This is a genomic window from Flavobacteriales bacterium (genome assembly GCA_020635855.1).
Taxonomy (GTDB): Bacteria; Bacteroidota; Bacteroidia; order JACJYZ01; family JACJYZ01; genus JACJYZ01.
Genome location: JACJYZ010000003.1, coordinates 26,017 through 52,253, shown reverse-complemented (window position 1 = coordinate 52,253; position 26,237 = coordinate 26,017). Strand labels below are relative to the sequence as shown.

Genomic DNA, 26,237 nt, shown 5'->3' with positions numbered 1-26,237 from the left:
ATACTGATATTTTGAATACGCCTTATGCTAAAAACACTGATTGTTGACGACGAAGAGAAAAGCAGGATCACCCTGGATCATCTCATCTCCACCTATTGCGCTGACGTGAAAGTAACCGCACACTGCGATTCGGTGAGCAGCACCTTGAAAGCCATTGAAGAACATAACCCGGACCTGATATTCCTGGATATTGAAATGCCCTTCCAGAATGGGTTCACGTTGTTCGAAAAAATAAAGGAGCCCACATTCGGCGTGGTGTTTGTCACTGCTTACGATCACTATGCGATCAAGGCCATCAAGTACAGTGCGCTGGATTACATCCTGAAGCCCGTGGATCCCGATGAACTCATCGCCGCGGTGGAAAAGATGAAGCAAAAGCAAGCTTCCGCCTCCTTCCGTTCATCCGACCTTGAACTTCTCCTGGCCAACCTGCAAGCCAAGGGAAAATCGGCCAAGATTGCGGTGCCCACATTCGACGGATTGCAGATGGTACATACCGATGAGATTGTCAGATGCACAGCCATGGAAAGCTGCACCGAGATCTCGCTGACCAACGGAAGCAGGCTGGTTGTTTCACGCATCCTGAAGGAATACGAGGAATTGCTGTCTGACCTGAATTTTTTTCGCATCCATAACTCTTACCTGATCAACCTGAACCATGTGGTTAAATATGTAAAGGGTGATGGCGGTTATGTATTGATGAGCGACGGAAACCATGTGGAGGTTTCCCGCCGCAAAAAGGGTGAATTGCTGAACCGCCTCTCCCGGCTCCGGTTATAGGTTCAGATTTGTAATCCGTGCCTTTTCATCTTACATTGGCAGCATGCCACACCACCTTCCCACCCGCTGGCGCGGACCTCTGGTCCGTGTCCTGTCGTTTGCACTGATGCTCATTGCCCCGAACGTACAAGCCCAATCCTGGTCACTCGTCTGGTCGGATGAGTTCGACATCGACAGCATCAATGCCGCCAACTGGGTTTTCGAAACCGGTGCCGGCGGATGGGGTAACAACGAATGGGAATACTACTCCAACCGCCCCGAGAACGCCGTCACCCACAACGGCAACCTGCTCATCATCGCCAGGAAAGAATCGTACAAAGGAAGCGACTACACTTCTGCACGAATGAAAACGCAGGGCCTTCAGAACTGGACCTATGGCAAGGTGGAGGCACGCATCAAACTGCAGCAAAGCAAAGGCATCTGGCCCGCCTTCTGGATGCTGGGCGAGAACATCACCCAGGTGGGCTGGCCCAAGTGTGGGGAGATCGACATCATGGAACACATCAACACCGAAACGAAAACGTACGGTACCATGCATTGGGACAACAACGGCCATGCCCAGTACGGAGGCAACACCACCTGCACAGCCACTGACTACCACGTGTATGGTATCGAGTGGGACAACACCGCCATCCGCTGGTTCCTGGATGGCACCCAATACTGGGAGGGCAACATCTCCAACAACATCAACAGCACCGAAGAGTTTCATAGTCCCCAGTTCATCATCCTGAATATGGCTGTAGGCGGCAACTGGCCCGGATACCCCGACGGCACCACTGTTTTCCCGGATACGATGTTCGTGGATTACGTGCGCGTATACCAGGTGGCCACCACCCTTCCTCAAAAAGATCAGCAAGCCTTCACCGCCACGCTCTACCCCAACCCGGCCGGTGATCATGTCAATCCAACGTTGCATGTGCAGAGTGCGGGTGATTGCATATACCGTGCACGGATGATCAATTCGGTCGGACAGGTGGTGCATGAACAGACCTTGCAGGTCGGATCATCCGGCGATCTTCACACAACCCTCCCCACGGAAAATCTTCCGGCCGGATTGTACAACGTGATGATTGAAGGTATGGACGGAGTGAAGTGTGTAAGGTGGGTGAAGGAGTAGATATTCCTTTACAATGTTGTGTGTCATTCTACCGACACCCATTGCATGACCATATGACACATCCCTTCCAATTTTCCCCTACCTTTCCCTCCAAACCAAAACCTCATCGCCATGTCATGGGAAGATCCTGAAGACGACGGCATCCAATACCAGGTTGTCGTGAATGCAGAAGAACAATACAACATCTGGCCGGCCGACCGGGAAGTCCCCCTCGGGTGGAATGCCGCCGGCAAACAAGGCACCAAACAGGAATGCCTGGATTACATCGAAGAAGTGTGGACCGATATGCGGCCCTTGTCGCTGAGGAAGAAAATGGAGGAAATGGCGAAGGATCACCTGGCGGGGTGAGGATGCGGCAACTGTATACAGCAAGAGCATACAGCAACTGCATACAGCAAGAGCAAGAGATGGCATCCTTCAATATAACAAGATCGTTCCGGGCACTGCTGCTGATGGCTTTGATCGGCACATCCGCACTTGCACAGGAAACGGACACTTCACAGGTTTTTGTGGTCCACACACGAACCAACTTGGGCATTGAAAGCGATACCCTACCCTTTACTTTTCAGTCTGGTACGGTCAACAAAGTGTCCATGAAAGAAAGTCGGGTTGCGCTTACACGAAAGGCACAGGTACAGGTCATGGATCCGTCCGGCGATGTGGTGCTGGACATGGTGACCGACGTCATCGAGCTGAAATCGCTGATCCTGCATGATGTGTATTTCATCCGGATGGATATGGATAACAAACGACTGGTGATGTTGCAGGTGGAAGAGTAATACAGCAACGGCATACAGCAACAGCATACAGCATACAGCAAGAGCATACGGCAACAGCATACAGGGATAGGCTTCGTTCGGATTTGTAGTCCCGGACTATTTCCCGACCGCCTCGATCGACCTTAAAGCCTTGATGAATTCTTTGTCGCACTGATCGAACAATTCGCTGGTGGCATCCATGATCACCTGCACGCCGCTGTTGCCATTGATGAGATGCACCACGTAAATCGTGTGCAAGAGTTCATGCGAATCTTTATAAACCCCTTTATAACCGACCGCGAAATCGTATTTGAGTTTGGCTTTTTTGTCGTCGTGCGAGAACACCTCCTTCACTTCAAAAGGCATGTTCATGCGCTTTTGCATGGAGTACACGATCACGTCCGTGGAATCCGGCACTGACTCGATCACAAACGCAATGTTGGGAATAACCTGCAACCCGTCGGGGTCGGTGATTGCCTCACGCTTGTAGATGTATGCGGTGATGCCATGATCCTCCTGCACCGGCGTGGCCTCCCACTTCTCGTTCGGCAGTTCGAATTGCAATCCCGCCTCTTTCAGCTGCTGGGTTTGTCCGCAGACATTTGTTGCCAAAGCACATAACCCGAGTACCCACTTTGCTTGCTTCATACATCCAATATAACATGAGCGGAAATACCCACCTCGTCAAAAGATACGGATTTTCCACTCATGTTTTTATACAAAGGAAGAAATCAGGACAAACCTCAGGCCTTCTTCTTCCACTCCGGCAACATCGCGTTCAACGCATCCATGGTCATGGTGATGCCTTCCTTGAAGCCCATCTTAATGATGTTCTCCAGTTGTGCGAGGTCATCGAACGACAGGAGTTTCCTTACCAGGGTGGTGGCTCCTTGATTGTGGAAAGTAATGTACCAGTTGGAGCTGGGCATCTCGTGGTTTTCATTTCCTTCGGCATCGGTAAAACAATCGGTGGCAGTGTAGCTGACCTGCGGAACGATTTTTTGATAGTTTATCCTGCACCAGTGTTCCTGCCCTTCTGGTGACACCATGGCATAATGCCAGGATCCGCCGTCGCGGAAATCCATGATGCGGGTTTTGACCTGCCAGGGTTTGGGCGCCCACCAGCGTGCGAGCAGTTCGGGTTGGGTATAGGCATTCCATACCAGTGGCAGTTCCGCATCGAATTCGCGTTCGATGGTGATGGTTTTCTTGTCTTTGTCGACAAGGAATTCCGAAATCAGTTGCTTGTTCATTTCTTTTTCTTTTTAAGGGTGGATAGTACGTCGTCGAGCTGATCGAATTTGGTTTCCCATATTTTTCTGAACTGGTCGATCCATTGATCGATCTCTTTCATTTTCTCAACCTGCAGCTGGTAATAGATCTCACGTCCGCGTTGTTCCTGGCGAACAAGGTCACACTCCGTAAGGATGCGGAGGTGTTTGGATACCGCCTGGCGCGTGGTGTCGAATTGTTCGGCCAATGCATTCGGCGTCATGGCCTGCAGGGCGATGAGGCTGAGGATGGCGCGCCGTGTGGGGTCCGCTATGGCCTGGTAAATGTCTCTTCTCATGTACTTCGGTATAAAGCCACCCACCCTCAGGAAGGATCGGCAGGCCAAGTATTCAAAAGATCGCCACCAAGGCACCAAGGAATTCCGTGGTGTTTGTTCATATCATAACAGACCTTTGTGTCTTTGTGACTTAGTGGTTAAAAGGATTAATATGGCCATTGAACGCATGATATGAGCGAATGAATTAAGAAACCATTCGGTTGCAAATATACATGCAACTATTCGGTTGCGCATATTTTTTTAATATTTTTTGTGGCTGCCGCTTTGGCTGCTTGGTTGGTTTCTGATTTGCGGAAACAATCACGTAGCGGATGCTACAGGATAGAAAGACGAAGGTACAACCTTCGCCCAACGCCTACCTTCATTGGCGACAAGCTACCATGTAACAGTGCTTTTTGTTCGTTTTTCCTTGATGAAAAAGAACCAAAAAATCAAGAACGATAGATGCCCTTCGCCGGATGTTTGCCGCACAGGACCGTCCCTGCACAAGCCCATCCGGCACGGCGCCATCGCGCTATGCCGCACACCCTATCGTTCCCAACCGCACGCATTTTTCCAACCAAAGCTGTATCGCGTTGAAAGGGAAAACGAAATGGGAATCTGTGCTCAGGGATAATGACGAAGGTGCAACCTTCGCCTAACCGTCCACCTTCATTGACACCAAGCTATACTGTAACTGGGTCCAACTTCTTTCCCTGTGGCATATGCTATTTTAATGATTCGAAAAACGAAAAGCGTCAGTTGAATTTATAACCTTTCCGCCATCACCAATTCCTGAAAGCATATAATATCGAATCTCCCCCACTGAAAAGTATTTCCACATTCCCGGTCTCCAACCGATCCCTCACTTCCATGTAAATGGTATTTGACAGGCTGTCAAATGGCAATTCATCATTGCGCTTTATATGGATATCCAAGGTAACAAAGTTCACATCACCTTCCTTCCATCGCGACAAAGAATATGTATCAAAAGCGACGTGGTTTTTTAGTATGGATGCTACTTCGGGATCACGTACATATTCGCCTTCCTGAATCACCTCACCCTGGAACCCGTATATTCTCCAGGTACCGGACTGCATTCCATCCTTGTAATGAAAAGAAGAAGATACCTCACCATTGCTGAAATGCTCAACCAGTTCTCCCGTATATGGCGTACTGTCACTTTTCAGGCAGATCAGGTTCCCGATTCTTACAATTTCGTTTTCACCCACCCGTGGATATGTGCAAGCCAGAAAACACATCCACACCTGCATCCATACATATTTGCTCGCAGATTTTCCTTTGTTCAAATCATTTATTGTTAGATTTCCCGGTTGCTGCGGTTCCTGACTCGAAAACTTACGCGCGAAGGTTGACACAGGACAGAAAGACACATGCACCATCCTCATCCAACACCCCGGGTTTGCAGGATGCCCCTGTATGCTGTATGCTGTTGCTGTATGCTGTATTCACTCCCCCATCATCCCTTTCAAGTCATCCATGGACATCACCTGATATCCATCCGGGATGGTGAAGAGGTTGTCGGCCACGCTGCCTTTCTCTACCACGGTGGCCTGCATGTTCAGGTGCATGTTGTTCTGGGCGGTTTCATATTCGAGGGGAAAGCCGTCTAATGTCTCATAGTCTTTGTGTTTGAACATGCCCAGCTCTTTGGTATACCAGAGCGTGGTGGTGCCATTGGCATCGGTAACCATGGCTTTGTGGCATGTATAACCAGCCACGGTTTTGGTTTCCTCCAGGTATTTGATCTGGGGTTTTTCCTTTTGCTCTTCCTCCGCCTCAAACTCTTCTTTGGACAGTTGAACGGCGATCTTTTGTCCCATCATGTCCATCAGCACAAAGCCCGTTTTGTTGTCATCATCCGCAACCACCACCTGGCTTCCACCCAATACATCTTGCTCGATCCGCGCTTTCTTTCCTTTGATGCGCATGTGCATGGTGGAAGGCAGCATGCTTTCAAACCCTTTCATCTCCTCCGGCATTTCAACGTATTTGATGGCATACTCGATGTGCCCTTCAAAGGTGTCCTGTGCCATGGCAAACACCGTGGGAAAACACATGGCAATCATCAGTGCAGCGTGCATGGCTCTTTTGCGGACAGCCGCCATTCGGAGGTTCAGGGTGTTCATACGTGGATGTTTACTTGGTTGATCCGAATGTAGTGAAAAAGCGGAGAAGGTGACCGCAATCGCGATTTCACGCCACATAAGAATTTTGCATGGTTTCAAAACATCATACACCATATATGTTTTACCAATGGGGCATTCCACACAATCTATCCCTGCTGCATTTCATTGCGGAAACACCCGTAATCATGCGTCTGCAAACCCCTCTATCAATTGTGGAAAAAATATATTGCTTACCAAACCGGGGTATCTTATTTTGCCACTCATATATTGATTCGCAATCATAAAATCCAGATCACCAATACCACCACCACATGAGCAAATCAAACTCAGAACTTCTTAGCCTGTCCCGCGCATCCCTCAACGGAAAGTGGGGCCTGGCCATCGGAACCATCCTTCTCCTGGGAATCCTGGAAGTAGCCGCCGGGAGTATTCCCTTTCTTTCATTGATCCTGGGCGGACCATTCACCCTGGGAGCAGCCATCTTTTCGCTGAACATATCCAGGGAAAGGGAGGCAAAACTAGATGACATTTTCCAGGGCTTCCAGAACTTTTCGAATGCCCTCGTGACCTACCTGCTGATGGTGCTGTACATTTTCCTGTGGTCCCTGCTGTTGATCATTCCCGGTATCATTGCCGGCCTCGGATACTCGCTGGTGTTTTACATCATCGCGGATGAACCCGACATCAAACCATCCGACGCACTGAATAAAAGCAAGCAGATGATGGACGGATACAAAATGAAGATGTTCACTTTGTGCCTGCGTTTTTTCCTGTTGGGCATCCTTTGCGTACTGACTCTGTTTATCGGCCTCCTGTGGTTGATCCCTTACGTGCATATCACCATGGCCAAGTTTTACGATGATGTCAGGAATGCGCCTGCCCAGGTTGTGTAAACCGATTCCATTCATTGTACAGGTCCTAATTCCTATAAATGGGATGCACAGCCGGAAGTTTTTTCCAGATCCGCGCACGAAGTCGAAGTAATCATACCGACCAAGGCCATACAGGCGTCACTCGGTAACACCCGGCCACCTGTTGCGGCAGTCCACAAAAATGCGCATGGATTTCAGTCGGCGTGTTTCACCATCCGGCATGCGACAACTGATGTTCTCAAAATACACCGGGTTGCCGTCTTTCAGGTAGTAGAGTGTTCGCCGCATCTCCGGTGTCAGTCGTTCCGATGCGGATGACAATGTATCGAAGCTCACCCCGTTGAAGGCCAGCATATCGAATGAAAGAATTTGCAGGACATTGGTTGTACCGAACCGGTTGAGTTTGGCGTAAAGCTTGCCTGTTGCCAACATATCTTCCCTCCTGATGATGGAATCGTGCTTCACCCCGCCGATCATCGGTACCGGATCAGCCAGGTGAACAATGGGGAGGTTTTTTGAATACGCCACCTGCAATTTACCGTTGGGTTTCCGGCTGGTAACCAGCAAAACCGCTTCCGTTCCTTCTTTTACGAAGGCGGTATATGTTCCCTTGGCGCCATGCATTTCCCCACCCAGGAGCTGCACCGAAGCCAAATGATCTTTTCCCGTGATCTCTACTTTCACCGGGTTGACATGGTCGGTATAAAGTACGGTGTCCGGCATGTCCACCGTAACAACAGACACAGGGTATCGCACCCTGATGTTCAGCATGGATGTTTCCTGCCCCACCACACAAAAGGGCCACATACACAAGCCGGTCCATAACCACTTCATCATTTGTCCATGTTCAGGAATTCGCGGACATCTTCTGGCGAATCCAACGGGCGCTCCGACACTTCCATCCGGAAACAATATACATCTCCCTGCTTCCGCACCGAAACATCCCTGAATTGTTCGACGGTGAATTTGGCCAGGCGGTTGTCGTCCGTTACCGTCCACATGCAGTTCTCCTTATCAGGATTGAAAGCGAAACGGGAAGCCCAGTCTGAATAATATGTGTATAACATTTTACTGTCTTTCTCCACCAGGTAGAGTTTCAAGAACGCGAGCTTCGTGGTGTCAGACACCTTCAGCATTTTGTCTTTCAGTTTTGCGTTCACCATCATTCCCTGAGGCAGGTTGCGCGGACAATCCGAGTTGTAGATCCCGAAACCATCCACCGTAAACAGGCGCACAGCCATTTCACCGGATGCAGCCACACCGTTGGCATACATCTGACCCACCCGGTAATTATTCAGGCTTCGCGACTGGTTGTTTTTCTGTTGCACAAAACGCTCGGTTTTCTCCGCCTGCATTTTGTTCGACTCCGATCGTTTGTTTGCTTTTATTTTCTCAGCCTCCCCGTACTTTTCTTCCATGCGGATGCGGGCCTGCTCAGTATCGGGGGCATTCATGACCGGCCGGGCTTCGAACTCAAACACCTCGCGGTTGTCTTCCAGGTGCAACCGGTAATTCCCTGACGGCAGCCTGGTGATCTCCGCATGATCCCAGTCACGTTGAGCGAGCGAAGGATCAGCCTTACTGTCATCGACAACTTCAAAACTCACATCTCCATATGCGGCGATTTCCGGGAACTCACTTTCCAGCACATCCAGTTTGATGCGGAAACGACCGGCTGTGGGTGGCGGCAGTTGTTCAGGAAGTGTTCCGGGAAGGATGCCTTCATTTGCGGAAGCCAGCATCTCGGGAACATCGGGTTGCACCACATCGCTGTGCCCGAGGTAATCCCAACGACCGCTGGTCTCATCCAGGCGATACAGGTTGAAGCGGTCGTCGGGATTGGCGGACAGGTAGGTCACGGTCACGGGGGATTGCAACGAAAGAGATGAATCACCGGCCTTCAGCTCGAACATGCCTGCCGACTCAAAATGATATTGGGTACCTGCGGAGTCATATGTCATAGGGATACCGGCGATGAAATAGTCGACCGCATCATTGAATTGCCGGTAGAGCAGGGTGATGTTCCCGGTTACGGTTTTCCCGGAATCATCTTTAATTGCGTTCGCGGGAACATGTATGGTATTGCCGGAAGCGGTGCGGATGGTTTGTTCCTTTGATGCATCCACTTCAAAGCGCTCAAAAGGGATGCTTACACCCTTCAGAGGAGGCGACACTGCGTTCGGTACATGAACGATTGCGACGGGTGTGACATGATGGGGTGATGGTTGCCATGCCCAGGCAGCAATGCCTGCACATACGCTAGCAGCTGCGAGTTTGCCTGTTATGCTTTTGCGGAAGGTCATACGCTTTGCGATTGGGTTACACCTTCATAACCTGTCACGTGCGTATAAGATACACCGCTCACCCGGGTGCCCCGGCAGCCGGACTCTCCATGACGCTGACCATGAGTACCCCATTGCTGATGTAAAAAGGTGAGGTGAATGCCCATAAAATGATCTTGCAGTAATTTGAGGAGATTCCCCTCCCGCATCTCCCCCTGTTCACAAGCGTGAGCAGGGGGATTTTTGTTGGCCCATACATGTTTCATTTATGGGAATGATGCCATGTAAAAAGACGTCACTTTTATTCTACCTTTGAGAAAACCAACTCCTCTCCTGTATGAGAAAAAAAATCCTTGCCGTGTTGGCAGCACTGTTCGGACTTGTCATGGTCAATGCCGGACTTAACATTTTCTTCCAGTACATGCCCATGCCGGAAGACATGCCGGAAGGCATGATGCAACAGGTGATTGCCATGATGCAAATGAAATGGGTGATGCCGTTAACCGCCACCTTTGAGATCATCGGCGGCCTTCTTTTCATGATCCCCCGCTTCAGGGCTTTGGGGGCGTTGGTTTGTCTCCCTTTGCTGGCGGGCATCCTCTCGTTACATGCAACGGTGGATCCAGCTACGCTAGGCATGCCGCTGGTGATGACGGCCATTGAGGTATGGGCGATTGTTGAAGACTATGCAAAGTACAAACCACTGATCCGATAAAACCTATCAAAAGCAAAAGAGCCGGAACGTTCCGGCTCTTTTGCTTTATTGCTTCAATGGGCGTTTGCCGCCCTTTATTCCTTTTCCTTCTTTTCCGCCTGACCGCAATTGATATAGAAATTCAGCGATACAGACACATACGACATGTTCACATGCAGGATATCTTCATTGCTGTTGGTGGAATAGGTATGACGGAAGAAACCGGCGCGGTAACCATACTCGCCACCCACACTGAAATGCTCGTCAAAGAAGTATTCCATTCCGAAACCCAACTCACAACCCCACACGGAAACATGCTTGATGTCTTCCTGAAAAGTGGTATCCGTGGTTGATTCACCCGAGATGACGGGCTTGAAAAAACTTGCACTGAAAGCACCCTTCAACGGGCCCTGATCCAGGACGAATACCCTTGCACCTACACTGGGCATGTACAGATGTGCTTTGATCACATCCTCACTTGTGTTGGTGTATGTACTCTTGGCCATGATGTTTGCAAATTGAAGTCCGACAAACGGTTCCACGATGCCCGTCTTATATCCAACATTGACACCATTGAGGTTCAGGCCGGGTTTTACTGTAAATACAGTCTGTGCTTGTGATCCCTGCACCCATGCAAGGCATGCCAAACCTGCAACCAACAATTTCCTTTTCATGTTTCATTTTTTTAAGTGAGTAGCTACGAACAAAATGTTACGCTCAAGGTTCAAAGGGAAGTAATATTCCATAAAACCCAAACCAGCATTTCACGAACGGCGCTTTTCAGTGCATGAATACCAACCTTGGATCAGAATTCGGCAAATGAAAAGGGGGCCGGCATATTGGCCCCTTTTTCGTTTCTTGTTTAAGCACTACACCTATGCGTGTGCACCTTCTTTCTTATCCATGAACTTTTCGATCAATCCGGGCACCTTTTCAAAGGCAGCCGCCAGTCCTTTCGTTTTGCCCGCACCTATGAACGAGATCTCTTCCTTCCTGCTCACCAGGAATCCTACGGGCTCAATGCCGATACCGGCACCAGCGCCTCCGCCTTCTCCTTTTCCCTTCTTCGGATCTTCGCCTTCTCCACCACCCGAACCGAAACCCATGCCTATTTTGATCACGGGCACGCAGGTGAATTCTCCCAGGGTGAATTGTTTGCCAATTACCGTATCGGTGTTGGCTTCCGACTTGATAAAGTCTGTGACCTTACCCAGCATTTCATCAAATTTCATTTCCATGTCGATTGGTATTAAAGGGTTTTTATAATCATCTGATCAAAGCGTAAACAATTCTGTAAAGTCGGTTTTCAACGGTCAGTAACCACTCGTTTTCTCCCCTGAAATTCACCCGGATGTGGCGGTTACCCTTACTCATCCAATGTCCCACGGGATACAACCATGCATTCCACACGTAATCACCCGTGTCCACATCCATTTCCCATTGGGTCACCCGGAAGGTGCGCATCACCCTGATTGCCTTTCGCAGCATTTTCCGGATGCTTCGTTTTTTTCCGGATGGCTTCCGCTTCTTTTTATCCTTTGCTTCAGGCGCTTTCTGCTTTCCCCCAGCCAGCGAATGAACATCTTTTGTGTATGTAAAGAACAGGAACCGGAAGCGCATCAGGAGGCGGTTGTCTTCGGCGTGAACCAGGCTCGCCCGCATCACCCCTTTCCATGCCAGCCATACGGTCTCCTGCCGGGTATCCACATGAAACACCATCGGCGTTACCATCAGGAATACCATTCCTCCCAGCACAAGTCCCAAAGCGATCCATCCGATCATCCGGTTTTTTTGTCAAAGGAATGGCGAATCCTTTTGGAATGCGATGATGTAGCTCCAGCCCTGACGGTGACTTTTGTCAGCCCATCCGGCGCCGGAAGATGTAAGATTGTATCATGCAATGAATACGAACCACCATGATCCAACCAGCATCTCAGTGGTAACGGGCGCCAACAAAAAGGGGCTGCCTTATCCAGGCAGCCCCGATTCATGAATTTATTTAACGGTTTACCGGATCACAACCTGTTTCCTTTCAATGGAAACTTCGGTTCTGACGGTTACCATGTATACTCCGGGAGGTACACTTACTTTCCAATCAATGCTATGTGCACCGGCCGTCATGTTGCCATTCTGCAACACATCAAGTACCCTTCCCTGCATGTCATACACGGTGATGTTAACCGCACCTTCTTCAGCGACCAGGAACCGTACCTGCGCCTGGTTGGTAGCCGGGTTCGGGAACACTTCCAGGGATGACAGGTTCATCTTCCGTATGGGTCTGATCTGCGGATCTGCACTATCACACAGGACAGTGATTGCTTCACAGATCTTATCCCTGCATTGGGTACCGTCTGCCGTTACACCAGATACTTCAAGGCATACAACATACGTACCGGAGGCCGCATAGGTATGGGTGGGGTTCTGCACATTTGATGTACCACCATCACCGAAGTCCCAATTCCATGAACCAATGATGGTTCCGGGAGCTGTGGTGCTCAGGTCCACAAAGGACACCGTACAACTATCGCGCTTCAGCCCAAACTTCGGCACTACGATGCATCCTCCGTTGTCACAGGGGTTCACCACCACCTGCGTGCATACCTGGTCTTTGCACTGGTTGCCATCGGCTGTTACACCCACGATGGTCAGGCATACCACGTATACGCCGGGCGAAACATAGGCATGGGTCGGGTTTTGCAAGGTCGATGTACCGCCGTCTCCGAAGTCCCAATACCAGTTGGTGATGACCGTTCCGACACCGAATGCACTTAGATCGATGAAGCTCACCGTCTGGCAGCTGTCTTTCCAATCGAACCTGGGCACCAACGAGCAAGGCTCATTGCCGCAATCTTTCACCGTCACTTCCATACACACTTCGTCACGGCATTGGGTACCATCGGTGCTCACACCGGCAATCCCCAGGCATACCTTGTAGGTACCCGCAACTGCATATACATGTGTCGGATTCTGCAGAGATGACGTACCGCCATCGCCAAAGCTCCAGTTCCAGCTGGTGATGGTGGTGCCAGGGCCTGACAAGCTTCCATCAACGAACAGTACCATCAGGCAACTGTCTTTCCAGTCGAACTTCGGCATCAGCGTGCAGGGTTCGTTGCCGCAATCCTTCACGGTCACATCCATGCAGAGTTCGTTCTTGCATTGCATGCTGTCGGCATTCATGCCTACAACTGCCAGGCATACTTTATAGGTGCCGGCTGCAGGGAAGGTATGCGTCGGGTTCTGCAAGGTGGATGTGCTGCCATCCCCGAAACTCCAGTACCAGTTGGTGATTCCGGTACCCGGTCCGGTGACGCTGTAGTCGGTGAAGTTCACCGTCAGGCAGCTATCCTGCCAGTCGAAACGAGGGTACACGGCACATGTATCCTGGTCACACGGTTGCACGAGAATCGTACCGCAGATCTTGTCTTCACACTGAGAGCCGTCTGCGCTCACACCTGCAACCTTCAGACATACGGTATACGTTCCACCAGCCGCATAGGTATGAGACGGATTTTGGAGGGTGGATGTATTTCCGTCACCGAAATCCCAGAACCAGCTGGTGATCACGGTACCCGGATCGGCTGCGCTGTTATCGGTAAAGTTCACCGTGAGGCAATGTGCCCCATAGGCAAACCTGGCGTGTACCACGCAATCATTGCTACAATCCTTCACAGTCACATCCAGGCAAAGTTCATTCTTGCATCTCACGCTGTCGGCGTTGATACCCACAACCGTGAGGCATACCTTATAAGTACCCGCGGCAGGGAATGTATGCATCGGATTTTGCAGGGTGGATGTACCGCCGTCGCCAAAGTTCCAGTACCAGTCGGTGATGGTGGTACCCGGACCGGCCGCACTGAAGTCGAGGAAATTCACCGTGAGGCAGCTGTCGGCCCACTGGAACCTCGGGTATACTTCACAGGGTGGGTTGCCGCAGTCTTTCACCGTTACCTGCAGACAAAGTTGGTTTTTGCATTCGGTAGCGGTCTGCGGATTGGTGCCCACAACGGTCAGGCATACCGTATATGTGCCTGCTGCCGGGAAAGTATGCATCGGGTTCTGCAAAGTGGATGTACCGCCATCGCCAAAGTTCCAGTACCAGTTGGTGATGGTGGTGCCGGCACCGGCCGCACTGAAGTCGAGGAAATTCACCGTCAGACAGCTATCACGCCAGTCGAACCTCGGATATACCGCACAGGGTTCGTTGCCACAATCTTTTACTGTCACCTGCAGACAAAGTCTGTCTTTGCATTCAGTGGCGGTGAGGGGATTGGTACCCACAACGGTCAGGCATACCGTATATGTGCCCGCTACCGGGAACGTATGCATCGGGTTCTGCAAAGTGGATGTACCGCCGTCGCCGAAATCCCAGAACCAGCTGGTGATGGTAGTGCCGATACCCGCTGCGCTGAAGTCAAGGAAATTCACCGTCAGGCAGCTATCGCGCCAGTCGAACTTGGGATATACCGCACAGGGTTCGTTGCCACAATCTTTCACGGTTACATCCAGGCAGAGTTCGTTCTTGCATCTCACGCTGTCGGCATTCATGCCCACCACGATGAGACACACGTTATAGGTACCCGCTGCCGGGAACGTATGCACCGGATTTTGCAGGGTGGATGTACCGCCATCACCGAAATTCCAATACCAGTTGGTAATGGTGGTGCCGGCACCCGCTGCGCTGAAGTCAAGGAAGTTCACTGTGAGACAGCTATCAGCCCACTGGAACCTTGGATACACTTCACACGGTTTGCCGCAATCTTTCACCGTCACCGGAATGCAGATCTGATCTTTGCATTGGGTACCGTCTACGTTCACACCGACAATGGTCAGGCATACATTGTATACACCTGCCGCGCCGTAGGTATGCATCGGGTTTTGCAGGGTGGATGTACCGCCGTCGCCGAAGTTCCAGTACCAGTTGGTGATGGTAGTGCCTGTGCCGGCTGTGCTTCCGTCATAGAAGTTCACGGTCAGACAGCTATCAATGAGTTTAAATCTCGGGAACACCACACACGGTTCGTTCTGACCGCAATCTTTCACTTTCACATTAACGCAGTATTGATCTCTGCAATACTGTCCGGCTGCATTCACACCTACAATGGTGAGACAAACGTTGTACACGCCGGTTCCCGGGTAGGTATGGGTTGGGTTTTGCAGGGTAGATGTACCGCCGTCACCGAAGTTCCAGTACCAGCTGGTGATGGTGGTGCCGGCACCGGCAAGGCTTGCATCCAGGAAATTCACGGTGAGGCAACTGTCGCGGAATTTAAAGCGCGACAGCAGGCGGCAGGGTTCGGTTTGTCCGCAATCCTTCACCTTGACCTTGGCACAATACTGATCTTTACATTGCTGTCCGTTGGGGTTCACACCCACAATGGTCAGGCACACGTTGTACACACCTGTTGCGCCGTACACGTGTGTCGGATTCTGCAGGGTGGATGTGCCGCCATCACCAAAATCCCAATACCAGGCGGTGATGGTGGTTCCGAGACCTGACAGGCTGAAATCGGTAAAATTCGCCGTCAGGCAACTGTCTTTGACTCCGAAGCGGGCCTTGAGTTTACAGGGCAGGTTGAATCCACAACCGTTGACCTGCACGCGTGCACAGAACTGATCTTTGCATCGCTCGCCTGCGGCATTCACACCTACGATGGTCAGACACACGTTGTAGGCGCCTGAGAATGTATACACGTGGGTGGGGTTCTGCAGCAGGGATGTGGTACCATCGCCGAAATCCCAATACCAGTTGGTGATGGTGGTACCTGCACCGGCGAGGCTGAGGTCGGCAAAGGTTACTTTGCAGCTGTCGACTTTGAAATCAAACCTGGCTTTAAGCTTACAGGCTTTATCGGGGTTCTGGGCATGGGCCATGAAGCCGAATCCCAGAATGAGTAGAGAGAACAGCCCGGTGCACATTCGTTTCCAGGCGAACAGATTTTTCATAATGTTAGGATTAAGGTGTAACTAATACTAGTAATGGTCACCTGTGCGGCGTGCCCATCATCACATATCTGCGTGATCGCACACAGTTACCCTGTTGTTTATTTTCGGAGGTAGTTCGAACTTACTTCACGTTTGTGAATGAGTCAATATCCTGACGCTACTTTTTTGTTAAATCTTCCGGAACACCTGAAAAATCAGGCATCACCAAACATCCGTCAAAACACCTAACCTTCACATCTCCATTCCGAGTCCGAAGATTCACATACGCACTTTATTGAATGTGACCCATCTGATTCGTTTGAATCAATGAAGCCAAAATGGATCCGGATCCATGCATAGATAATACATCATATGGGGAGTGGCAATGCAGATTGAAGGAAGATCTTACGCATTCAGAGGGGAGTTTCGAATTTCAAGTTGAGAGTTTCAAGTTGGCCCGCCTTCGCCAAGGCTGCGGCGGGCAAGCAAGTCGCGAGTCTCAAGTTGGCCCTTCTGCGCTTAGGCTTTAGCAGGTGAGTCGGTTGGTTTGGTGTGAGGAGCATCTGGCATCTAATCTCCCCCCAAATCCAACACCGCATTGAACACACCGCTCACCACTTCGGCCATGCGGGCATAGTCGAGTCGATCGGAGGTATCTTCTTCCGTATGGTAAGCATGGTTGCGATAGAAGGCGGTATTGGTGATCAACACCGCCGGGTAGTGGTACTTCCAGTAATTGAGGTGATCCGAAAAATCGATGCCGGGAATGGAGGTGGGTGCGGAGATGGACCTCACATCCACATCGGAACCGCGCATCATGCTTTTCTTCACATGCCTGAGCAGGCTGCCTCCGAATACCTTTCCGACGACCATGATAAAATCTCCTTTGGCGGGATATATCCACTTCAACAACCCTATCGGGTAAGATTGTGACGCGGGTGCATCGCTGAAATAACCGATCATTTCCAGGCAGATCATGCCTTTCACTTTCACACCGTTCTCGTGTAGTGAGCGTGCATGCACCGCGCTGCCCATATATTCCGAGCGGAAAAAAGGCGGTTCCTCCAATGTGTATGCCACCAGGTCTATCCGATACTTCAGTTCTGCTTCATGTGCTTTCATGTGACGCGCCAGTTCCAGCAAACCTGCCACGCCGCTGGCATTGTCATCGGCACCGGGCAGGTTGTCGCACACATCATAATGTGCACCCACGATGATCCGGGTGCCGGTATCCGGACCAAAAAAGCAAATGACATTCGCGTACTCGGTTTCACCAACCGGCACCGGTTGTCGTTCCACCCTGCCGCCGCTGTTTATGAACGAATCGTGAATATATGCTTCCACCTGTTCCAGGACGGATGCATGAAGGTAGTTGCGTGGTGTATCCAGGCCGGTCAGAAAGGCCACATCCGCGCGCAGTCGTGTGGTATCGGCATGAATGCGGTTCTCTTCTTTGCCCGGAAACCAGACGGGATGCACAAAAACTTCCGCGATAAGGCGAGTGCATACTATTACCAGGAACAGCACAGTACCGAGGGTGCGCCATCGTTTCCGGTTACCGGATCGCATGTTCATGGTCATTCGGTTGAGGGTCCAAAGCTTTCGATGAATGTGTAGATTTTCTTCAGCTGTTTTTCTGACAAACCCCGGGGAGGCTCAATTACCTTATTGTTTTCTTCAAACACTTTGTTGGCGTATGCATCTCCCGATGCGATGAGTAACTGGGAGTTCCGATTCCACTTAATGAGCCAGTTCAGAGACGGCGCTCTGTCCATGATGCCTTTCAGGTCAGGGCCGATGACCCTTCCGCGACCGATTGAATGACAGGATGTGCAATGGGTACTGAACAAACTTTCACCGGTTTCATATGCTTCATCATCAAAGCAGCAGGCAAGTGCTTTTTCCGCCAGTGCAAGTTTGAATAGCCGTTCATCCGCAAGGCGTTTTTGCCTTTCCTGTTCCCTGGCGAAGCGCGCCTGGTACTCAAGATCGAGCTGAATATTGTTGACTCTGTCGAGCCCCCATGTGTATGCTCTTAGATCTTTGCGCAGGTTGTCGGTCCACCCAAGGGTAAGGGATAGTTCTATTTCCTCCTTTTCACTGAAGTTATCTGCGGCAAAGGCAATACTGTCTCCCTTGTATCCGACGGCGATAACAGTTGCCCATTGCATGTCCCAAAGAAGCAGCTGCGAATCTTCACCGAATCCCCTGCGGTAATCCGACTTGCTCTCACCCTCCATGGCAAACAAACTTTTAATGATGCTGTTCAGCACATATACATGTACCCGGTCGAAATCTTCTCCATTCTCTATATGAACGTGCAATCTAAATTTCTTCAGGTCGTCCACCGACAGTTCTACCGCCGCATTGTACCAGCCGGTCTCGGTCACCTCAAAGCCGAACTTGCGCGTGCGGTATTCCTGGCGTTCATCCAGCAGGGCCCTGAATTTCTCCCGCTGCTTTTTAGCCACCTTGCTCTTCCATTCCAGTTCTTTTCGATACTTCGCAGATTCCGCCTCCAGCTTTTCCCTGTTCTGTTTCAGTTTGCGCGAGTAGTAGTCGCTCAGCATCCGGGCTGATACCGGGGCATCCTTCACGTTGGTGAGTTTCTGTGCGGCGTATTCCACGAACCGGTGGTGCAGCGGATGATCCTTCAACACGACGGCCGCCATGCTGTCGAGCTGGCACAGGTCTTTGTTGAGATTGTTCGCATACACCTCCAGCACTTTTTGATTACATGTAAGATGGATGTCGTGCATGCGTTGTTCGAACGCATGGGTGGAGATCAGGGTGTTCTGAAATTTTCTGCCCCGGATGGTTTGGACAGACGCAGGATCAATGCCGCAACGAACACCATTTTTTAAGTGCTGCGAGATGCCATCTCCCATGCCCTCAAACACCAAACCCGACAAGGCATAATACAAACTGTCGATCAACGCCCTGTCGGCCATGTCATGTCCCCTGAAAGGCATGCCTTCGATCACCGTTCGCTCAAATCCATCCGGGTAAAAATCCAGTTCTTCCATGTCCACCGGGATCAGGAAGGTTCTGGGATTCCGTCTTTCCCATGTCATGTTGCCTTGCCTGTCACGCTGTCCTTTAAAAATAGTCATTTCACCCTGTTGATCCTTATCGGAAGGCACCTCCACATACATCGGGTTTTCAGGATTTACCCGCAAAGGCCTTCCTTCTCCCGTTGCATTCACAAACACCATGTGGTTGTTACGAAGGGTGCCGTTGTTCACCTCAGGCATCAGGTGGGATGAGATCAGCTCATCTGCCGTGTAGGCCGACGCCACCTCCACATTGATATCTCCCCGGAACACCTCCCCGTTCTCATCAAGAAAAGCGCCTTCGGGGACGGACACCGTCACTCCCTTGCTGCTTTCAAACACCTTGCTTTCCTTTCCAGAAAGATGAAAGGTTTCGCTTTGCACCATGGCATTGCTGAAAGGATCGTCGGGGTAAAGCTTCATGCTTTGCTGAAGTTCGGATGCAGGATCGGTGGAACATCCCATGAAACACATCAGGCCCATAACAAAGACCCATAAGGATTTCAAGTGATGAACAATTGGGTGTCTGCTCATACGAGAAGAAGTTATTATAAATTCTCAAGAAGGGATTTCATCATGCCGAAGTCTATAAAAAGGATATTGAATTCGATCATCAACTCACCCGTTCCCTGGTTGTACTTCACCTGTTCGATCTCTTCCCTTGACAGGTACGCCCCCAGCAGTTGACAAACGGATGCAAGCGGATTTCGTGCATCGGAAGCAATTTGCAGGGTGTAGCGGGGGTATCCCTCCAGTTGATACAACCGCCCGCCGATCTTTCCAACCAGACCATCTGATCGCCTGCGCTTCCTGACAACAACATCCTCTCTTGACAGCTGCGGATGGGTTGTTCGGATCCAGGTACGCATCAGCAGGTTTTTCTTTGACGAGAGCAGTATGCTTCCATGATCAACGGTCGACTTCTTCAAACCTATCCTCCATACATGACCCACCTTGAACTCGCCATGAAAGATCAACGCCCATGCATTGTATTTGCCGGTTGCCCTACCGCCATGCGACAAAATGAATGACTCCCATTTGGTGCATACACGCTTGTTCTCCTGGTAAAATGGTGAACTTTCTTCGTCTGGTGATGCTTCGGATTGCAGTGGCATGTTGTATGGGTTGATAAGTAGCCTAAGGTATAAAATAGTCATTAGTCATAAGTCAATAGTAGCAAGTTTCAAGTTGTTCCGACAAACGTGTGCCAGGTAACATCAAATGTCTAATGTCTCAAGTCAATCATCAACCACAACCTTGTGGCGTTCCGATGGAACGCTTTGAAGTTCATCCACGCAGTTTGCCACCAATGGGATGTTCCTGACGGAACATGGCATTCGCCTGCTTATATAGATCCAACAATGGTGGTCTCTGCTCCATCGGAGCAGCACGTTGGTGGCATGTATCGTTGGAAGGAAGTCAGGCGTGCCGTAGGTACGCTACAATGAGTCGCAAGTGGCGAGTCTCAAGTCTCAAGTTACAGGCATTCGCATGCCCTGTGGCCTCTGACATCTATTGTCTATTGTCTCACATCTCAAGCTTCTTTCGAAACAACGAACATCGAACCACGAACCATCCCACATTTCATATCTTGTACATATGAAACGATTCCTATTCATTTTTGCCATCCTCCTATGCATGGCCGGATGCAAACCGGATGACCGGCGCGCGCAACTGATCGGTTCTTGGAAAACATGCTGGCCCGTGAAGCAATGGAATGGCACCGACTCCGTCACCACCTATCAATCTGTCCCATGGAGTCTGAACATTGCCTTCATCAACGACAGCATCATGGAGATGCCTTTCCACATGTACCGGAGAATCCCTACCAAAGATCATTTGCGCTACTGTGGCTATACTACCCGGTACCGGATCAGGCAGGATTCCATTCTGTATCTCAACCTGGCGGATTCAACCTGGACGTACTTTGCGGGCATACGCGAAATCACATCCGACCTATTGGAACTGGAAATGGACGGACAGGATTCGGTCCGGTTTTGCCGTATAAAAGCAGCACCGGATACAACCTTTCATTTCGATAAAATCGTACTATCAAGCACAGGATGTGAGGGATATTGTCCCGTTGCTGACATGATGATTGATGCGCAGGGCACATTCATTTACAATGGGAAGATGTATGCTGCCGATAGCGGTTTGTTTGAAACACATGTTTCTCCCGGGATTTTTCGTGAGGTTGCAAGCAGATTTGAAAAGGCAGATGTCATTCATCTTGATTCGGTGTATGACGACGGAGCAACTGATAACTCAAGCATCATAACGGTATTTCTTCATCACGATTCCATCATTCAATCCATTGAGGATATCGGGGCGCAAGGAACACATGCATTGTATATGGCCTACCCGCACTTGAAATATTTGATCCAGGATGTGTTTCCGGAACCCTTAAACACCTCGTCATTACCCGCATACACCCGCCTTCTACCGGTATCCTTCGAACAGAACCGTTTATACATCACACTCACGGAAGCGGAGCGATTCCTGCTGTGGGACTACCTCCGCAAAGGCGCCCTTACCACCGGGTCTTATGAGGCTACATGGGAGTTACGCGTGAACGATCCCCGCATGTCGCCATCCTGGTGGGAGCACCCCGATCAAAAAGAACCCAGGGTAGAAACCGACGGAAGGTATTATACATTTCACATGCAAACCGGGGATGTGGTGACCGTTGACATCGGGTTCAACTTCCTTGAAAGGAACGCCGCGTTCCTGAAACCGAAGAGCAAGATGTAGACGGAAAAAAGACCCTGAACCACATAGACACATAGATCACAAGAGGCTCTCAAGATAGCTCTCCAGGGACTATGTGTCTATGTGGTAAAAACATCAAAACTTCTCCGCCATTTTCACCATGCTGATAAACTCCGCACGATAACCTTCATCGTCTTTTCCTTTGCCCTCTTTCGCCATCCGCAGCACGTCGTCGTATGTGAGTTTCCCCTTGTCCTTTGAATCGCGCAACAGCATGCCGAAAGCAGCCACAGCCACGCTGAACGTGTAATCCTGACTGGCGACAGCCGGGTCGGAGCTCACGGGATGCACCAGCAGCCGACTTTCATTTTCATCAGGCTTTTTGTACCGCAGCTTGAGTGTGGCGATCTCATTTCCGAAAACCGACACATCCGAAGTGCGCTGGTATTTCAGGCTGTCGACCAGGTTCTTTCCCGCCTTGCTTTTGCTTCCGGCCGGAACAATCTCATACAAGGCGGTGACCCGGTGGCCTGCCCCCACCTCACCCGCATCCTTGGTATCGTCATTGAAATCCTCATCTTCCAACAACCGGTTCACGTAACCGATCAGCCGGTAAGACTGCACATTCGCCGGGTTGAACTCCACCTGGATCTTCACATCTTTCGCCACGGTATACAGGTTGGCCAACACATCCGTGGAAAACACCTTCCGCGCTTCATTGAAATTGTCGATGTAGAAATAGTTGCCGTTGCCCGCATTGCTGATGGCTTCCATCCTGTCATCTTTATAGTTGCCCATTCCATATCCGCAAATGGTGAGGTAGATGCCCTTGTCGCGTTTCTTTTCAATCAGCTTCGTCAGCTCATCGGTGGATGAAACGCCTACGTTGAAGTCGCCGTCGGTGGCCAGGATCACGCGGTTGTTTCCATTTTTGATGAAGTTCTGAGAAGCGATCTCATACGCCATTTCGATGCCTTCACCACCGGCCGTGGAACCACCGGCCGACAGCTGGTTGAGCGCATCCATGATCTGCTCCTTTTTGCGTGCGGGTGTAGACGGCAGCACAACACCAGCTGCTCCGGCATATACCACGATGGCCACGCGGTCATTGTTCTTCAGCTGGTCGGTAAGCAATTGCAACGACCGCACCACAAGCGGAAGTTTATCCGGATCGTTCATGGAACCCGACACATCCACCAGGAAGACCAGGTTGCTGTTCATGTTGTCCTTTTCAAGTTTCCGGGTCGCCTGGATGCCGACGCGTAGCAAATGGTGGTCTTCATCCCACGGGCATGCGCCGTATTCGGTGGTGATACTGAACGGACTTCCGTCTTCAGGCATCGGATAATCGTAGGGAAAGTAATTGATCATTTCTTCGATGCGCCCCGCATCCGGGTCCGGTTTCTCGCCGTGGTTGATCATGCGACGGACGTTGGAATACGAGGCATTGTCCACATCGATGGAGAAGGTAGACAGGGGATCAGATTGCACCGACTGGAACTTGTTGTCGCGGATCTTGCTGTAGGATTCCGTGTTCACAGGGAGACCGGCTGGCGGTTGGTAGCTATAACCGTAAGCCTGGGACTTGTCTTTTCCGGCTCTCCTTCTCCTGCCCGAAACACCGGCCACGGTTGAATAGCAAACGGAAACACACTGCTTCGCGAGAGGCTTTTTTTCCACGGTGATACACACCGCATCCAGTTGAACACTTTCCTCCTCCAGGCTTATTTCAAGTTCTTTGGTTTTAACCGCGGTGAGCATCACACCCTCTATATCTATCTGTTTGTATCCAATAAATGATACCCTGATGCGAAAGGGCCCCTGGTGTTTGAGATTGATGGCAAACATGCCGCCCACATCCGACAGGGTGCTCGTCTCCGTCCCGGTAGTATCAGTAACCAATACAACGGCACCGATGACCTCATCACCGGTAGCTTTATCATATACTTTACCTTTCAATCTGTAGTTGGATTGCGAATACGTCGCGAGTGAGACGATCAGGAGACAAAAAGTGACGAAGGTTTTCATGGCGCAGTGAGTTTGATTGTTTGCTTCAATGTACGTTCGCAAATCTTCCGTTACCACCTGGTTTGAGCGAACGGAAGGGTATTTCGACTGAGCGGCGGGCAAAGGGGTTCGGCGGTTGCGTGCACCTGTTATAAATTCGTCAACCAATATAGATACCTGCTCTTTCCATATTGCAAAACCACCACGATTCAAGTATCTTCCGAAAGGTTTCTGCATTATATACTAAATACAAAACCATCCGTTTAACAGCTATGACCTACCGTTCACCGCTCCGCTACCTGTCCCTCGTGTTGTTCCTGACGCTGATCTCGGGATTTGTCATGTACAGAAGTGGTGCCTTCCTACAAGAACCGCCCGGCGAAACACAAACGACCAACAACATGTTCCCCAATTCTGTGCCCGGTCATGACAGCATCACCGACGACACGTCCAAAGCCCAACCGGACAGTATACACATCGATCGGAATGACATGATGCACACTTCCAAGTCGGCGCTTATTTTCGACCCGAAAGACATAAAAACAAAATTGGATACGGATTCAACCCATATGGACAGAAAGGTATTCATGGGCAGCTCCAAGTCAGACTTCAGGGTCATCCAGATCAATGACGAAACCGACAGCGCTGAAATGGCCAAAGACAAACGTGCCCACCGACGCAAGAAGCCGTGACCATTCCTTTCGCCAATATCTTTCTCTCCACCGGGCTCAGCCTGGTTTTTTTGTCGATCGTATTCGTGCCGGTTGAACGTGCCTTTCCTGCCAAGGCCGGACAAAAATATTTCCGGCCGCGCTGGCTGACAGACCTCTTCTTTTTTCTTGGCCAATATCTTTTGTGGGGCTTCGCGGTAACGTGGGCGCTGCAGCATTTCAGTTACCTGCTGGATGACATCGTACCCAGAACCTTCAGGCACCAGGTGGCCGCCCAACCCTGGTGGCTTCAAGCCTTCGAAGTGGTAGCACTGAGTGATCTGCTGATCTACTGGGGGCACCGGCTGCAGCACCGGGTCGACTTCCTCTGGCGCTTTCACAAGGTGCATCACAGCGCCGAACATCTCGACTGGCTGGCGGCACACCGCGAACATCCGCTCGACTCAATCTATACCATCGGCCTCATCAACCTACCTGCATTCATCCTGGGCTTTCCCCTGGAGACCATCGCCGGACTGATCGCCTTCCGCGGCATCTGGGCCATCTACCTCCACTCGAACGTGCGCTTCCCCATCGGACCGCTGCGGGTGCTCATCGGCGCACCGGAACTGCACCACTGGCACCACGACCTCAACCGCGATGCCGGTAACTACGCCAACATCTCTCCCCTGATGGATGTGATCTTCGGCACATATACTTGTCCGGACCAAGAACCCGAGCAGTTCGGCATTCGTGAACCCTTCCCGAAATCATACCTGGGTCAGCTCATCACACCCCTGTTGCCGAAAAAGAAGAAACAGGTATGAAACACGCCTTCATATACCTTGCCGGTGTGTGCATGTTGACCCTCACCGCATGCACCTCACCACCCGACGAGCAGGCATGGGAAAAAGTAAAACACAGTGCATCCTGGGAAGATTTCTTCTGCTTCACCCACCGCTTCCCGGAAAGCATACATGCAGAAGAAGCCGATTCCGCCATGGTGGAAGTGCGCATGGCTGACAAGGACTCCGCCACCGATATCGGCCCGGCACTGTGGTATGTGATACACCGGCCGGAAGGGAAAGATGTGGAGAAGTATTTTCGGTTACTGAACGCCTATGCGCACAAAGGGTATAGATACTTCGCCAGGATGGATGAACTTTTGATTTCATGTGGCGATACGTTCTGGCTGGATGTAAACCTTATACCAGAATATGATGATGAAGATTATGCGATCAAACTGAAAACGTGTAATTTCTTCAGTATCCTTCTTAATGCGCAGGGCCAAATGCTGGCTGAAGGACAACCTGTATCCAAGGCTGTTTTGAGTGACTTACTCAAACCCTACCTGATCGGGGACCGCAACAACGATACCTTTCCGGAATGCCAGGACTCCAACTACACGCATTCATCACGGAAATACAAATGCAAACATTTCATTGCCGTGGACTGGGATATCAATACCCCATGCGATACCGTCCTGAACACCTTGCATCAGGTCGTGAAAATATTCCGGGAGTTGCGTTCAGAGCAATCGCCAGTTCTTTTTGGCAAAGCCCTTGAAAAACTATCCAGAGAAGAATGGGATGAATTGATGGATATCTATCCGATTCGGATTTCAATGAACAAGTACGAATATTTGCCATTGCCTCCTCCACCACCTCCTAGCAAATAACCCCATCCTTCAA

The 26,237-nt window shown here is 50.7% G+C and carries 25 protein-coding genes; 10 read left to right on the top strand and 15 right to left on the bottom strand.

Features of this window, described 5'->3' with window-relative positions; all coding sequences use genetic code 11:
- Window positions 1–24 precede the first annotated feature (24 nt).
- From H6585_08515 to H6585_08500, 4 genes are all read left to right on the top strand, one after another.
- A complete protein-coding gene (locus H6585_08515) occupies window positions 25–780 on the top strand; it encodes a response regulator transcription factor (protein ID MCB9448372.1) in 756 nt (251 codons plus the stop codon).
- A 43-nt stretch (window positions 781–823) separates the two neighbouring features.
- On the top strand, window positions 824–1,897 hold the full coding sequence (locus H6585_08510; protein MCB9448371.1) for a family 16 glycosylhydrolase: 1,074 nt from the start codon (window positions 824–826) through the stop codon (window positions 1,895–1,897).
- A gap of 111 nt (window positions 1,898–2,008) precedes the next feature.
- Complete coding sequence (locus tag H6585_08505; protein ID MCB9448370.1) at window positions 2,009–2,245, top strand: MbtH family NRPS accessory protein; 237 nt, start codon at window positions 2,009–2,011, stop codon at window positions 2,243–2,245.
- A 59-nt stretch (window positions 2,246–2,304) separates the two neighbouring features.
- Entirely contained in the window at window positions 2,305–2,676 is a 372-nt protein-coding gene (locus H6585_08500; GenBank protein ID MCB9448369.1) for a hypothetical protein, read from the top strand.
- Window positions 2,677–2,772: 96 nt separating this feature from the next.
- Here the strand turns inward: H6585_08500 and H6585_08495 are convergent, their stop codons facing one another.
- From H6585_08495 to H6585_08475, 5 genes are all read right to left on the bottom strand, one after another.
- The gene (locus tag H6585_08495; GenBank protein ID MCB9448368.1) at window positions 2,773–3,303 is read right to left on the bottom strand and encodes a hypothetical protein; all 531 of its coding nucleotides are present in this window, start codon (window positions 3,301–3,303) and stop codon (window positions 2,773–2,775) included.
- 95 nt (window positions 3,304–3,398) lie between these two features.
- Window positions 3,399–3,908: an SRPBCC domain-containing protein gene (locus tag H6585_08490; protein ID MCB9448367.1), complete on the bottom strand. Its 510-nt coding sequence runs from the start codon at window positions 3,906–3,908 to the stop codon at window positions 3,399–3,401.
- A complete protein-coding gene (locus tag H6585_08485) occupies window positions 3,905–4,225 on the bottom strand; it encodes a winged helix-turn-helix transcriptional regulator (GenBank protein MCB9448366.1) in 321 nt (106 codons plus the stop codon). Before H6585_08485 ends, H6585_08490 begins: the two co-directional genes overlap by 4 nt.
- A 764-nt stretch (window positions 4,226–4,989) precedes the next feature.
- The gene (locus H6585_08480) at window positions 4,990–5,514 is read right to left on the bottom strand and encodes a hypothetical protein (protein ID MCB9448365.1); all 525 of its coding nucleotides are present in this window, start codon (window positions 5,512–5,514) and stop codon (window positions 4,990–4,992) included.
- Between the two features lie 159 nt (window positions 5,515–5,673).
- On the bottom strand, window positions 5,674–6,354 hold the full coding sequence (locus H6585_08475; protein ID MCB9448364.1) for a DUF4412 domain-containing protein: 681 nt from the start codon (window positions 6,352–6,354) through the stop codon (window positions 5,674–5,676).
- Between the two features lie 311 nt (window positions 6,355–6,665).
- On the opposite strand from H6585_08475, the gene H6585_08470 reads away from it, so the two are divergent.
- Entirely contained in the window at window positions 6,666–7,247 is a 582-nt protein-coding gene (locus H6585_08470; protein MCB9448363.1) for a DUF975 family protein, read from the top strand.
- Between the two features lie 117 nt (window positions 7,248–7,364).
- Here H6585_08470 and H6585_08465 read toward each other — a convergent pair whose 3' ends face one another.
- Entirely contained in the window at window positions 7,365–8,063 is a 699-nt protein-coding gene (locus tag H6585_08465; protein MCB9448362.1) for a hypothetical protein, read from the bottom strand.
- Window positions 8,060–9,529, bottom strand: coding sequence for a hypothetical protein (locus tag H6585_08460; protein MCB9448361.1), 1,470 nt, complete (start codon window positions 9,527–9,529; stop codon window positions 8,060–8,062). Before H6585_08460 ends, H6585_08465 begins: the two co-directional genes overlap by 4 nt.
- A gap of 316 nt (window positions 9,530–9,845) precedes the next feature.
- On the opposite strand from H6585_08460, the gene H6585_08455 reads away from it, so the two are divergent.
- Window positions 9,846–10,223, top strand: coding sequence for a DoxX family protein (locus H6585_08455; protein ID MCB9448360.1), 378 nt, complete (start codon window positions 9,846–9,848; stop codon window positions 10,221–10,223).
- A 74-nt stretch (window positions 10,224–10,297) separates the two neighbouring features.
- Here the strand turns inward: H6585_08455 and H6585_08450 are convergent, their stop codons facing one another.
- From H6585_08450 to H6585_08420, 7 genes are all read right to left on the bottom strand, one after another.
- A complete protein-coding gene (locus tag H6585_08450; protein ID MCB9448359.1) occupies window positions 10,298–10,876 on the bottom strand; it encodes a hypothetical protein in 579 nt (192 codons plus the stop codon).
- 201 nt (window positions 10,877–11,077) lie between these two features.
- Window positions 11,078–11,440, bottom strand: a complete 363-nt coding sequence (locus H6585_08445) for a sporulation protein (protein MCB9448358.1) — start codon at window positions 11,438–11,440, stop codon at window positions 11,078–11,080.
- A gap of 28 nt (window positions 11,441–11,468) precedes the next feature.
- Window positions 11,469–11,984: a hypothetical protein gene (locus H6585_08440; protein MCB9448357.1), complete on the bottom strand. Its 516-nt coding sequence runs from the start codon at window positions 11,982–11,984 to the stop codon at window positions 11,469–11,471.
- Between the two features lie 225 nt (window positions 11,985–12,209).
- Window positions 12,210–16,148, bottom strand: coding sequence for a PKD domain-containing protein (locus tag H6585_08435; protein MCB9448356.1), 3,939 nt, complete (start codon window positions 16,146–16,148; stop codon window positions 12,210–12,212).
- 549 nt (window positions 16,149–16,697) lie between these two features.
- Window positions 16,698–17,696, bottom strand: coding sequence for a M28 family peptidase (locus H6585_08430; GenBank protein MCB9448355.1), 999 nt, complete (start codon window positions 17,694–17,696; stop codon window positions 16,698–16,700).
- Window positions 17,697–17,704: 8 nt separating this feature from the next.
- Entirely contained in the window at window positions 17,705–19,663 is a 1,959-nt protein-coding gene (locus H6585_08425; GenBank protein MCB9448354.1) for a cytochrome c, read from the bottom strand.
- Window positions 19,664–19,728: 65 nt separating this feature from the next.
- Window positions 19,729–20,295 (bottom strand): hypothetical protein, encoded by a 567-nt coding sequence (locus tag H6585_08420; protein MCB9448353.1) that lies wholly within the window; start codon window positions 20,293–20,295, stop codon window positions 19,729–19,731.
- Window positions 20,296–20,779: 484 nt separating this feature from the next.
- Here H6585_08420 and H6585_08415 point away from each other — a divergent pair, with 484 nt between their 5' ends.
- Window positions 20,780–21,931 carry a hypothetical protein gene (locus H6585_08415; GenBank protein MCB9448352.1) on the top strand — a complete coding sequence of 384 codons (1,152 nt, stop codon included), beginning with the start codon at window positions 20,780–20,782 and terminating at the stop codon, window positions 21,929–21,931.
- 93 nt (window positions 21,932–22,024) lie between these two features.
- Here H6585_08415 and H6585_08410 read toward each other — a convergent pair whose 3' ends face one another.
- Complete coding sequence (locus H6585_08410) at window positions 22,025–23,917, bottom strand: von Willebrand factor type A domain-containing protein (protein MCB9448351.1); 1,893 nt, start codon at window positions 23,915–23,917, stop codon at window positions 22,025–22,027.
- A gap of 251 nt (window positions 23,918–24,168) precedes the next feature.
- On the opposite strand from H6585_08410, the gene H6585_08405 reads away from it, so the two are divergent.
- The 3 genes from H6585_08405 to H6585_08395 are packed head-to-tail and all read left to right on the top strand — an operon-like array spanning window position 24,169 to window position 26,224.
- Window positions 24,169–24,588, top strand: coding sequence for a hypothetical protein (locus tag H6585_08405; GenBank protein ID MCB9448350.1), 420 nt, complete (start codon window positions 24,169–24,171; stop codon window positions 24,586–24,588).
- 2 nt (window positions 24,589–24,590) lie between these two features.
- Window positions 24,591–25,373, top strand: coding sequence for a sterol desaturase family protein (locus H6585_08400; protein ID MCB9448349.1), 783 nt, complete (start codon window positions 24,591–24,593; stop codon window positions 25,371–25,373).
- Window positions 25,370–26,224 carry a hypothetical protein gene (locus H6585_08395; protein MCB9448348.1) on the top strand — a complete coding sequence of 285 codons (855 nt, stop codon included), beginning with the start codon at window positions 25,370–25,372 and terminating at the stop codon, window positions 26,222–26,224. Before H6585_08400 ends, H6585_08395 begins: the two co-directional genes overlap by 4 nt.
- Window positions 26,225–26,237: the final 13 nt, after the last annotated feature.